This is a genomic window from Sphingomonas sp., from assembly GCF_019242355.1.
Classification (GTDB): Bacteria; Pseudomonadota; Alphaproteobacteria; order Sphingomonadales; family Sphingomonadaceae; genus Sphingomicrobium.
The window spans coordinates 16139-26795 of record NZ_JAFAVR010000271.1 but is presented as its reverse complement, the minus strand read 5'-3'; the positions used below and the strand labels follow the sequence as shown (position 1 = coordinate 26795).

14 protein-coding genes and 1 tRNA gene are annotated in these 10657 nt (G+C 66.2%); 8 read left to right on the top strand and 7 right to left on the bottom strand.

Annotation, left to right across the window (positions count from 1 at the left end; translation table 11 throughout):
* Nucleotides 1-55 precede the first annotated feature (55 nt).
* A complete protein-coding gene (locus JOZ79_RS13050) occupies nucleotides 56-1447 on the top strand; it encodes an amino acid permease (protein WP_294074938.1) in 1392 nt (463 codons plus the stop codon).
* Here the strand turns inward: JOZ79_RS13050 and JOZ79_RS13045 are convergent.
* Both JOZ79_RS13045 and JOZ79_RS13040 read right to left on the bottom strand, forming a co-directional pair.
* The gene (locus JOZ79_RS13045; protein WP_294074935.1) at nucleotides 1395-2558 is read right to left on the bottom strand and encodes an aromatic ring-hydroxylating dioxygenase subunit alpha; all 1164 of its coding nucleotides are present in this window, start codon (nucleotides 2556-2558) and stop codon (nucleotides 1395-1397) included. The genes JOZ79_RS13050 and JOZ79_RS13045 overlap by 53 nt on opposite strands.
* 342 nt (nucleotides 2559-2900) lie before the next feature.
* Complete coding sequence (locus tag JOZ79_RS13040) at nucleotides 2901-3425, bottom strand: hypothetical protein (RefSeq protein ID WP_294074932.1); 525 nt, start codon at nucleotides 3423-3425, stop codon at nucleotides 2901-2903.
* Nucleotides 3426-3690: 265 nt separating this feature from the next.
* Here JOZ79_RS13040 and rpsF point away from each other — a divergent pair, with 265 nt between their 5' ends.
* From rpsF to JOZ79_RS13020, 4 genes are all read left to right on the top strand, one after another.
* A complete protein-coding gene (gene rpsF, locus JOZ79_RS13035) occupies nucleotides 3691-4140 on the top strand; it encodes a 30S ribosomal protein S6 (protein ID WP_294074929.1) in 450 nt (149 codons plus the stop codon).
* Entirely contained in the window at nucleotides 4140-4364 is a 225-nt protein-coding gene (gene rpsR / locus JOZ79_RS13030; RefSeq protein ID WP_249830161.1) for a 30S ribosomal protein S18, read from the top strand. Before rpsF ends, rpsR begins: the two co-directional genes overlap by 1 nt.
* A gap of 12 nt (nucleotides 4365-4376) precedes the next feature.
* Nucleotides 4377-4994, top strand: coding sequence for a 50S ribosomal protein L9 (rplI, locus tag JOZ79_RS13025; protein ID WP_294074924.1), 618 nt, complete (start codon nucleotides 4377-4379; stop codon nucleotides 4992-4994).
* A 183-nt stretch (nucleotides 4995-5177) separates the two neighbouring features.
* Nucleotides 5178-5792: a hypothetical protein gene (locus JOZ79_RS13020; protein WP_294074922.1), complete on the top strand. Its 615-nt coding sequence runs from the start codon at nucleotides 5178-5180 to the stop codon at nucleotides 5790-5792.
* Between the two features lie 67 nt (nucleotides 5793-5859).
* Here the strand turns inward: JOZ79_RS13020 and JOZ79_RS13015 are convergent, their stop codons facing one another.
* Nucleotides 5860-6354, bottom strand: coding sequence for a DUF6456 domain-containing protein (locus tag JOZ79_RS13015; RefSeq protein WP_294074919.1), 495 nt, complete (start codon nucleotides 6352-6354; stop codon nucleotides 5860-5862).
* 85 nt (nucleotides 6355-6439) lie between these two features.
* Here JOZ79_RS13015 and JOZ79_RS13010 point away from each other — a divergent pair, with 85 nt between their 5' ends.
* Together JOZ79_RS13010 and JOZ79_RS13005 are read left to right on the top strand one after the other, a co-directional pair.
* Nucleotides 6440-7006, top strand: coding sequence for a helix-turn-helix transcriptional regulator (locus JOZ79_RS13010; RefSeq protein WP_294074917.1), 567 nt, complete (start codon nucleotides 6440-6442; stop codon nucleotides 7004-7006).
* 105 nt (nucleotides 7007-7111) lie between these two features.
* Complete coding sequence (locus JOZ79_RS13005) at nucleotides 7112-7294, top strand: hypothetical protein (protein ID WP_294074914.1); 183 nt, start codon at nucleotides 7112-7114, stop codon at nucleotides 7292-7294.
* 62 nt (nucleotides 7295-7356) lie between these two features.
* Here the strand turns inward: JOZ79_RS13005 and JOZ79_RS13000 are convergent.
* Together JOZ79_RS13000 and JOZ79_RS12995 are read right to left on the bottom strand one after the other, a co-directional pair.
* Nucleotides 7357-7429 (bottom strand) — tRNA-Val (locus JOZ79_RS13000).
* Nucleotides 7430-7508: 79 nt separating this feature from the next.
* Nucleotides 7509-8339 carry a MarR family transcriptional regulator gene (locus JOZ79_RS12995; RefSeq protein ID WP_294074911.1) on the bottom strand — a complete coding sequence of 277 codons (831 nt, stop codon included), beginning with the start codon at nucleotides 8337-8339 and terminating at the stop codon, nucleotides 7509-7511.
* Between the two features lie 245 nt (nucleotides 8340-8584).
* On the opposite strand from JOZ79_RS12995, the gene JOZ79_RS12990 reads away from it, so the two are divergent.
* On the top strand, nucleotides 8585-8851 hold the full coding sequence (locus JOZ79_RS12990; protein ID WP_294074908.1) for a hypothetical protein: 267 nt from the start codon (nucleotides 8585-8587) through the stop codon (nucleotides 8849-8851).
* Between the two features lie 3 nt (nucleotides 8852-8854).
* On the opposite strand, the gene cysQ is transcribed toward JOZ79_RS12990, so the two are convergent.
* The gene (gene cysQ, locus JOZ79_RS12985) at nucleotides 8855-9682 is read right to left on the bottom strand and encodes a 3'(2'),5'-bisphosphate nucleotidase CysQ (RefSeq protein WP_294074905.1); all 828 of its coding nucleotides are present in this window, start codon (nucleotides 9680-9682) and stop codon (nucleotides 8855-8857) included.
* Nucleotides 9682-10461, bottom strand: a complete 780-nt coding sequence (locus tag JOZ79_RS12980) for an SDR family NAD(P)-dependent oxidoreductase (RefSeq protein ID WP_294074903.1) — start codon at nucleotides 10459-10461, stop codon at nucleotides 9682-9684. The genes cysQ and JOZ79_RS12980 overlap by 1 nt, the downstream gene beginning before the upstream one ends.
* Between the last annotated feature and the right edge of the window lie 196 nt (nucleotides 10462-10657).

Sequence of the window (10657 nt, the reverse complement as noted above, 5' to 3'; positions counted from 1 at the left end):
AGCTGAACCGCGTTAACCGCGGCGCTGCAGAGCCGCAGCCAGGCAGGAGACTTCAATGGCCGCGAGGTCGGTGCCTGCCGATATTATCGACCCACCGATGAACGTCGATCCGGCTGCGAGCGAGCGCCAGCTCGGCCTGCCAATGAGCATCGCTCTCATTGTCGGCAACATGATCGGCTCCGGCATCTTCCTGCTGCCCGCTTTGCTCGCCCCGTTCGGACCGAGTGCCATCTACGGCTGGGTGGTAACGATCGCCGGATCGATGGTTCTGGCGGCAACGCTCGCCCTGCTATCCGCGCGCATCGAAGGCGGACCGTTCGTCTATGTCGAAGAGGCTTTTGGCCGGCAGGTCTCGTTCCTCGTCATGTGGAGCTATCTCGTGTCGATGTGGACGGCAAATGCGTCGCTGGGGATCGCGGCCGTCAGCAATTTCAGCCACATCGTGCCCAGCCTCAATACACCGATGATTGCGCCAATGGTGGCAATCGCGATCATCTGGGCGTTCACGCTGGTCAACACCACCGGGGCGCGCAACGCGGGGCGGGTGCAAACCGTGACGACTCTGCTGAAGGCGCTCCCGCTCGTCGCCGTGGTTCTGGTCGCCGCCGCCTACCTCAGCCGGGGCGCTACGCCGGCCACGCAGGCAGACGTTCGGATCTCGACCGGCTCCGTCGCGTCCGTTGCCGCGCTGGCAATGTTCTCCATGCTCGGCTTCGAGTCCGCCACTGTCTCTTGCGACAAGGTCAAGAACCCTCACCGTAACATCCCGATCGCATCGGTGACCGGAGCCGCCGCAACCGGCATGATCTACCTCGCCGCGACCTGGTCGGTGCTCTATCTCCTCCCGGCCAAGGCGGCGGCGGCATCGCCGTCGCCCTTCGCGGACGCCGTTCAGCCTTTGGTCGGTCCCGTCGCCAGCTCGGCGATCGCCCTCTTTGCGGTGATTAGCGCGTTGGGAGCCCTCAACGGCTGGATCCTCTGCTCGGGAGAGGTACCGCTCAAGCTCGCTCGCGATGGCGCGTTTCCGGCTTGGTTCGGCAAGACCACGGGGCTCGGGACTCCGGTCCGTGCACAGGTCTTGGCCGCCGTTGCCGCAAGCCTGCTCATCGGCATGAATTACAGTCGGTCGCTGACCGGCATTTTCGGTTTCCTTACGCTTATCTCGGTGACCGCGACTTTCGCACTCTACACCGGGTGCACCGCCGCGGCCCTGACGCTGGTCGCGCGCAAGAAGCTTCGCGGAAGCGCGCTCGGCGTTTGCGGCGGAATTGGCCTGCTGTTTTCAATCTGGACCTACTGGGGCGCGGGCCTTTCGGCGGCGCTATGGGGATTGGCTCTGCTCGCCAGCGGGGTTCCGATCCTGCTGTATATGAAAGGCAATCGCCGGTCCGGGATCAGCGGCTCCAGCCGGGGGCCGGAGACGAGTCCAGCCGCGCTTCCGGAATGAGGCGGCGAAGCTTGCTCGCGAAACTCCTCAGGCAGACCTCACTCTTCCCCAGCGGCCCTGCGACGTAACTTGGCGACTGCATGCCGAGCTGGACCCGGGTGATGAGCTCGGTGTCCTCGGCGTTGACCCGCCGATTGATGCGCCAGTTGAGGTAGCGCGCGGCCCGCATCTCGCGCCGGTCGTCGGGGAGCGCATAGCTGATCTCGCGGATCACGGTCTCCGTCGCGCTGACCGGCAGGAACTGCATGAAGTCGACCTGGTCGGGGTAGATATCGAAGGCGACATTGGGGAAGAGCTTGTAATAGAGCCACTTGCGCCGATGCGAGGGCGGCAGGTGGTCGACCGCAGGCAGCAGCCGCTGGTAGGCCCGCTCGGACGGGTTGTCGGACTCCCGGTCGACGAGGTCGCCCTCCATCCGGTCAACCTCCGCCTGAGCCTCGATCCGGTAGTTGCGGCCGAACAGGCGGGTGAGGCCGGGATGCCCGACCGGGATATGGAGATGGTCGGAATAATTGTCGGCGATGGTCTTCCAATTGAGAGGACGGGGACGGAGCGTCACTCGGCCGATCGCTCGCAATTGCTCGAGCCGGTAGGGCGCGACCTCCTCCTCATAGGGCGCCATCATGTCGGCCACCGCGGGCGCGCCGGGCTCCAGAGTCACGAACAGGAAGCCGTGCCAGCGCTCCAACGCGACCGGCACGAGGCCCAGCTCATCCGTGCGCAGACCCGGATACTCGTTGCGGTGGGGAACGCCGACGAGCCGCCCATCGCGGGCGTAGCTCCAGGCATGATAGGGGCAGGTCAGAACCCGCGCGCAACCGCCGGTGCCGTCGACCAGCCTTGAACCGCGATGGCGGCAGACATTGACGAACGCCCGAACCTTGCCGTCGTCGCCGCGGATGACGATGACGCTCTCCCCGAGATAATCGAGGCTGCGCCATTCGCCGGCGAGGGCGATCTCGCTTTCGTGACAAACCACCTGCGGCGCGGCGCGAAGGAAGGCCCGGACCTCGGCGGAAAAGAATTCCGGATCGTGGTAGAGCCAGCCGGGCAGGCTCATGCCGTCGAGAGGATCCGGTTCAGCGGCAACTTCGCGCAATCTAGTGGCCATCCGGCGCTTTTACCGAGTCAATCGGCGGCTGTCGAAGCGGACGACGGTTTGGCCCGAAGGGCAATGTGCTCAGGGGCACCAGAGTACGGATAGAGTCGCTGCTGGCGTTACTTTATCGAGGGCTGTCGCTTTACGCGCAGACGCGAAAGGACGCCGCGACGGAGAGCCGGGCGGCAGGCGTGTGGGACAGAACGCTGGCGACCTTATGATCGCCTCGAAGCTTCGAGAGAAATGTGTCCGCGCCGCGTCGCGCCGAACGCCTCGCCAGCCGGCCTTTGCGCTTCTCTAGGACACAAGCGAGGCTTGCTTGGGCAAGCACTCGCTTATGCTCGGCGGCTTCGCTTACCAGCTGCTCGGGTGGGGCGGGAACTGGGCGTTGATGATCGTGCCGCTAGGCAGCTGGCACTGGCCAAGGCCGCCGCTCGCCATTCCGCCCGTCGGACGCATCAGGCTGAAGTGGCAGCGCATGAAGCCCTGCGGTCCTTGCAGGTTGGCGAGCACCTGGCCGCTATATTGCGTGAAGGTGTCGTCGTACGGACCCCACGGGCCCCAACCGCCCCAGCCGAAGCCGAAGCGGTGACCGCCCCAGCCGTGGCCCCAGCCGAAGCCGCCGCCCCAGCCGTTCCACAGCGGGTCATAGTCCATCCGGCCTTCCGACGTGATCTGGAAGAACGGGCCTTGGTAAACCGTGCCGTCGCTCAGCTGAGCGGTCATCATGCCCCTGGTGCCGCCATTCTCGGTCCAGGTGAACTGCGCGCCGAGATTCTGGCCGACTGCCTGGCCGGTCCCGATACCGGTCGTCGTGCAGCCCGCCATCGCGATTGCGATCAGCGAGGCGACGGCGCCCTTCATGATCCTGCTACTCATCTTACTGGTCCTCCTGACGCGTAAACGGCGGAAACGCCTCGCGGCTCCTTACTTCATTCCGCTTGCGTGTTAATGGCAAATGAATTGCCGCGCCGAGTTTCGTTTTTATTGCAATGCTTTGGCTTGGCTTGCCTTTTCCGCCGGCTTTGGCCATAGGCGCGGACCCGGCGGAGCGCCATGCCGACCGCCGGCAGCAATGAAGGACGACAGCCGGAGGGGCGCCGCATTGGGCGGCGTCAGCGATCGGCCAACATGAGAGAACAGCATGCCGCTCTACGAGCATGTTTTCCTCGCGCGTCAGGACCTGGCCCAGGCCCAGGTGGACGCGCTTGCGGAAAACGCCACCAAGATCATCGAGGACAACGGCGGGAAGATCGCCAAGACGGAGACCTGGGGCCTTCGCTCCATCGCCTACCGGATCGCCAAGAACCGCAAGGCGCACTACGTCGCCCTCGACATCGACGCGCCCGCTCCGGCCATCGCCGAGCTCGAGCGCCAGTCTAACATCAACGAGGACATCATCCGCTTCCTCACCATCCGCGTCGACGAGCATGAGGCCGGACCCTCGGCCATGATGCGGCGCGGTGAGAAGGAGCGTGAGCGCGGCCCGCGTGGCGGCGATCGCGAGGGCTTCCGCGGCGGAGATCGCGGTGAGCGTGGCGGTGAGCGGGGCGAGCGTCCCGACTTCCGCGCACGGGAAGAGGAGGTCGAATAATGGCTCGCGCATTCTTCCGCCGCCGCAAATCCTGCCCCTTTTCCGGCAAGGACGCGCCGCGCATCGATTACAAGGACGTCCGGTTGCTCCAGGGCTTCGTATCCGAGCGCGGCAAGATCGTGCCGTCGCGGATCACCGCCGTCTCCTCCAAGAAGCAGCGCGAGCTGGCCCGTGCGATAAAGCGCGCGCGCCACATCGGCCTGCTTCCCTATGTCGTGAAGTAAGGAGCGGCAGACATGGATGTGATTCTGCTTGAGCGCGTCGAGAAGCTCGGCGCCATCGGCGACGTGGTGAAGGTCAAGGACGGGTTTGCCCGCAACTACCTTCTGCCGAACAAGAAGGCGCTCCGCGCCAACGAAGCCAACCGCAAGGTGTTCGAAGCGAACCGCGCGAAGATCGAGGAGGATAACGCCTCCCGCCGCACGGATGCCGAGAAGGCCTCGAAGGGCATCGACGGCAAGACGGTCCAGCTCATTCGCCAGGCGTCGAACACTGGCCAGCTCTATGGTTCGGTCAGCGCCCGCGACATCGTCGACCTGCTCGACGCCGAAGGCGCCAGGGTGACCAAGAGCCAGGTCGTGCTCGACCGTCCGATCAAGGCGATCGGAATGCACGAGGTGAAGATCGCTCTCCACCCGGAAGTGTCGGTGTCGGTGAAGGTCAACGTCGCCCGCTCGCCGGAAGAGGCCGAGCTCCAGGCGCAGGGCGTCGACGTCATGGCGCAGATGTTCGAGCGCGACGACGCCGGCTTTACCGAGGCCTACGACCCGAACGCCGAGCCCGGCGCGACGGCGACTCCGGAAGGCGCTGCCGAAGCCGCGGCGCCGGAGGCTCCCGAAGCCCAGGAGGGCTAAGGCCCTTCGGCAACAGAACCGGAAAGGGCCGCGTCCTGCTCGCGGGAGGCGGCCTTTTTCTTTTGTGCCCGGCATTTGCGACCAGCGGTTGGTCGCATCGCCTCGCGACCGTGCGGAACGGTTGCTGTCAAGTCCTTGTTCTAGCCATCAGAGCAGATGGGGCCAGGAGAGGGAGTTTTCTCAATGGCTGACGAACGCAACCAGGACCAATCGAACGACATTCAGGACAACCAGCAACCCACCGGCCAGCAGAACCAGCAGAGCGCCTTCGGGCAGGGCCAGCAGGCGGAATTCGGGCAGAACCAGCAGAGCGCCTTCGGCCAGCAGGGCCAGCAGCAGGGCGACAGCTTCGGCCAGCAATCGACGATGAGCGGCGGGTCCGGTGGCCAGCCGATCGGCGGCAACGACAGCAGCATCGGATCGGGAACGACGCAGAGCCAGAGCGGAAGCTCCGACATCGGCAGCAGCGGCCAGGGCTCGAGCGGCCAGAACCAGAGCTACGGCCAGGGTCAGGCCCAGTCCGGTTCGGACAGCGACACGCTGACCCGCGACCAGAGCGGAAGCAGCCAGGGTGGCTCGTCGGGCCAGTCCTCCGACCAGGGCTTCATCGGCTCGCAGGGCGGCGGTTCGGGTGACTATCTGCAGCAGCAAGACCAGTCATCGTCAGCGAACGCGACCGGCGGCTCGGATTTCGCGGAACAGGGCCAGGGCGCGCTCGACGACGAGGACCAGGACAGCGGTACCTCGCCGAGCGGCCTGACCGGAGGCTCGGGCTCGGGCTCCGACAACTCGATCTAAGGCTTCAGCCTGACGGAAGCGCCGTGCTTCTCCCGGGGGCACGGCGCTTTTCTTTTGAACGGCAAGATCAGCGAATTCGGTAATAATCAGCGATCCGGTCGAGTGCGAAAGTGAGCACGAGCTTGCCCGCGCGCGCCGGCCAACCAAGCGCAGTTTCGGCGTCGCGCATCCCCTCGCCTGCGCAGACGACGCGCCATAGGATATCGGCGAGGCCTGGCCCGGCGCTGTCCACGGCAGCGTGGAAACGCCGCTTGGCATCGATCTGGGCGCCGACAAGATCGGGTGCCGGCAAAGAGCCGCCGCGGCTCGACGATTGCGGGGCACTGTTCCAACCCATCGTGACTCGTGGGGCGAGCTGCGACCGCTCCCAGTCGCTGCGCAAGCGCTCGCCGGCATCGAACTGACGCTGGGTCAGGAGGCCGCGTGCGAACAACCAGCCGAGGGGCGATTCCGCAAGATTGACCGTGACCGAGCGTGCGCGGCGGCTACGACCAGCGTCCTTCCCCTCCAGATTCGCATCGAGCGCCCGTTCCACCACCAGATCTCGCTGCCCTCGTCCCATGCCTTCTCCTTTCGAGTCGCGGGTGGCTTGCCACAGCGGCGAAACTGTAGGACAGAGAGAAACCGTTATGGTTAGGTGGCACAACATGATTACGCGAATTCGGGATGTTCGGAAGGCCCGCGGGCTGACCCTGGACGATGTCGCGCGGCGCTGCGACCCGCCGACGACGCCGCAGACGATTGGCAGGCTCGAAACGGGCACGCGCACCGTGTCGGTGGGCTGGCTCAACCGCATCGCAGGCGCGCTCGGCGTCGATGCGCAGGATCTCGTCGGCGGTGGTGAGGCGCCGGCCGAGCTCAAGGTCGCGGCGGTGGTTGGGGCATCGGGGGCGGCGGCTCCGCGCAAGGCCACCATCGTCATTCCGCCGCGAGTCAAGAACGGCGAGGTGGCGGTCACGGTCTCCTCGAGCATCGGCAATTACCGCGCCGGCGACGAGATCTGGTGCGAGATGCTGGGGACCGAGGATTTCGGCCGAGCGATGAACCGCGACGTGCTGGTTCCGCGCGCCGCCGGACGCTTCCTGTTCGGACGGTTGATCAACCGCGACGCCGACAAGCTTCAGATTCTGCCGCTCGAGGCCGGTGGGCGCCAGCAAATCGTGACCAACCCACCCTGGATCGCGGTCGCCTCAACGCTAGTTCGCGGGCTCTGACGCGAGAGGCGGACGGCTGTTGCCAGGGGGCAACAGGCGGTGGCCGATGCAGGGGCCGGCGAGCATTTGCCGGAACGGCCGTGGGGCTGAGCGCTTTTTGTCGCCATGGACGAAGACGTGGTGGCCAACATCCGCGCGCGCATCGAGCGCTGCCGGCGGCTCGCGGCAAGCACGACGGACCGGCAGGTCGCGGCGATGCTGCTGCAAATGGCTGAGGAAGGAGATGCCGACCTCGCGAGACTTGAGGCCGACGGTGGATCCGCCAGTCAGGCGGCGCGTCCAGACTGAGCAACCACGACGTCGATGAAACCGAAGAGCAGGCATCGGCCTTCGCGCTTCGAACCGTACCGTGGGCGGTGACGGGCTCGAACCGCCGACCCTCTCGGTGTAAACGAGATGCTCTACCAGCTGAGCTAACCGCCCTACCCTGCCGCCGTGCCACGCCGGGCGCTGTGCCGCAAGCGAGCGCAGACTCGCGGCCAGACGGAAAGCGGCACTTCCTCTAGATCACTGCGGCCGCGCCAACCTCCGCGAAGTAGCGGCGCAGCGCGTCGCTGGTCTGGGGCGCAAGCTCGACAAAGACGCGGCGGCCGTCGTGCGGGTCGGCGCGGCGCAGGAACAGGCCTTCCCTTACCATCGTCTTCAGCCAGCGCAGCGCGGTCGTCGCCGGGACCGAAGCGGCGATGCACAGGCTGGACACGGGGACCCGCAAGTGCTGGATCTCCGCGTGCAGCAGGTCCAGCAGCATGTCCCAGGCGGGGTCGGCGAACAGGTCGTCGCGAAAGAAACGGCTGCGCAGGCGCCGGGCGCGGATCACCTTTCGGATCACCTCGATCGGGACCTCGCCCGATTCTCCGCTCTGCTGGACCGGCGGCGCAGTAAGGGCCGGGGAAGGCCCGGTCGATAGCCGCGCAAGGGTCGCGGCGATCCGCCCGACCTCGTCACTCAGCTGGCGAAGGCGCTCGGCGCTGCGGTCCGATGCCACGTCAGCGGCAAAGTGTCGCTCGCTGTGAAGCGCGATGGCAAGTGACAGAGCGGACGCGCGCTCGGCATCGTCCGCGTCGATGAGGAGATGGACCTGGTCGTCGAGCACTCCGAACAGATCGTCGACCAGCGGCGGCGTTGCCGACACGATCGCGGCGTAGCGCCCGTCCGCGGCATCGCGGTTGAGCGCGGACAGCGTTCCCGAAGTTCCGTCCGTAACCTCACCGTCGAGCTCGACCCACACGGCGGAGGCCGCCGCCTGCCGGCTCAGCCGGGCCGGAGCCTCCTCGATCGGGACCGCATCGCCGATTCTGAGCCCAAGCGCCCGAACGGTCCGCGATGCCCGCATCAGGCATGCATCACTCGACCCGGCAATCAGAACTGGAGGGGAATCGGAATAATCGAGAGCAGGCGCTGTCGAAATCGCATCCATAGTGGGTCACCTCATCGGAAGAAGGGGGACCGAGCCCCGCGGCAATAACCCGCATTCTGGATAAAAGTGAGGCAAATTCGCCTCCACAACGGATGCGTCCACGGGAACCGTCAAGGGCCCCCGCCTCATATGATCGCCCGACATTTACCGAGGGCGCGTTCGTGAATGAGATGTCAAAGGATCTGACCAGTGCGGAGCGCGCACGATGGCTTGCGGAGCTTTCCGATACGCTCGTCGCGGCCGAGGAAATCGCGTCCCAGCTTGGGCTTGGGCGCATGCATCATGCCGATGCCGTCGAGTTGCTCATGCGGCTGGCGGCGGCACGCGCCCAGGTGACGGCGCTGCGGCTCGGCCGGCCGGACGGCGGGTTCGATGATGCCGATCCGAAATGGACCAATGCGCCCTTGTGGCCGGAGGCGCCAAGGTGATCGCTAGACGCCTTGGGGCAGGTCGCCGCCACCTGAGAATGGCTCCAGGAAAGGCGCGATCGCCGGTGGCTCCCATCCGCTCGTGGCGACGAAACCGCGATTGAGGAAGGTCGGCTTGCCATAAAGCAGAGGGCCGCCCTCGGGCCCGTCGACCCTACCGCCGGCTGCGAGCAGGACGGCGTGGCCCGCCGCCGTGTCCCACTCGCTGGTGGGCGCAAGACGCGGATAGATGTCGGCCGAACCCTCGGCGACGATGCAGAATTTGAGGCTGGAGCCGATGCTGACATGGCTTCCGCCGAGCCCGACGGATTGCGCGAGATAGTCCGCCGTGGCCTGGGTGAAATGGGACTTGGAGGCGACAGCGACGGCTGGCTGCTGCAGCGGGCGCGTACGAATCGGGCGGCGTCCGGCGCCCTCGTCCAGCCAGGCGCCTTCGCCGACCAGGCCGCCGTGCAGTCGGCCGGTCGCAGGCGCGAACACGACACCTAGCCGGGTCTCTCGATTCTCGACCAGCGCGATGTTGACCGTATAGTCGTCGCCGCCGCGGACGAATTCCTTGGTCCCGTCAAGCGGGTCGACAAGGAAGAAGGTGCCGCCATGGGCGGGGATGCGGCCGGCCGCGACTTCCTCCTCGGCGATCACCGGAACACCGGGCGCGAGCCTTGCGAGGGCGGCGAGGATGACCAGCTCGGCGGCTCGGTCAGCTTCTGTCACGGGGGAGGAATCGGACTTCGCTTCGACGTCGAAGCCGCGGCGAACGATGGTCAGGATCGCTTCACCCGCTTCGCGGGCGGTGACTGCGAGGTCATCGACGAGGCGCGCGTAATCCATCACCGCGGCGCCATGCGGATGCCGCCGTCGAGCCGGACGGCAGCGGCATTGAGATAGGGATTCTCGACCATGAAACAGGCGAGCCGGGCATATTCCTCGGCCTGGCCGAGACGCTTCGGGAAAGGAACCTGAGCGCCCAATGCATCCTGCACGTTGGGCGGCATCATCGCCACCATCGGCGTCTTGAACACGCCGGGCAGGATGGTGTTCACGCGAACACCGTCGTTCATGAGGTCGCGGGCGATGGGCAGCGCCATGGCCATCACTCCGCCCTTCGATGCTGAGTACGCAGCCTGGCCGATCTGACCGTCCTCGGCGGCAACCGAGGCCGTGTTGACGATGACGCCGCGCTCACCCTCGTCAAGCGGATCGAGTCCGACCATTCCGAACGCCGAATGAGCAATGCAGCGGAACGAACCGATGAGGTTGATCTGGATGGCCAGCTCAAACTGCTGCATTGGGTAGAATTTGGGCGCCTTGGTTTCCTTGTCGCGGGCGACCGTCTTCGCAGCGTTCGCGACCCCGGCGCAATTGACAAGCACGCGCTCCTGGCCATGCGCCTCGCGCGCCCTCGCGAAAGCGGCGGCGACCTTCTCGTCGCTGGTGACGTCGACATCGCAGAAGATACCGCCGATGTCGCCGGCAATCGCCTCGCCACGCGCGCGGTCACGGTCGAAGACGGCGACCTTGGCGCCGCGGGCTGCGAGCGTCCGCGCAGTCGCCTCGCCCAGTCCCGACGCGGCGCCGGTGACCACTGCCGAAATTCCCTCGATGTCCATGCAGGTCCCTTCCGCGCTGACGAGGCGGAAGGCCTATGCGCGGATTGCGGCCAAGCACAAGAGCGGCCATGGGAGGAAGCCGTTTAGGGACAGCCAAGCCTGGTCGCGCCGCTTCCGATTCATCTTCCGTCCACATGCGCTGGCGCATCACATCCGGACTATGCAATGCTGTGCGCGTCTCGTTGAGGGGGATGAA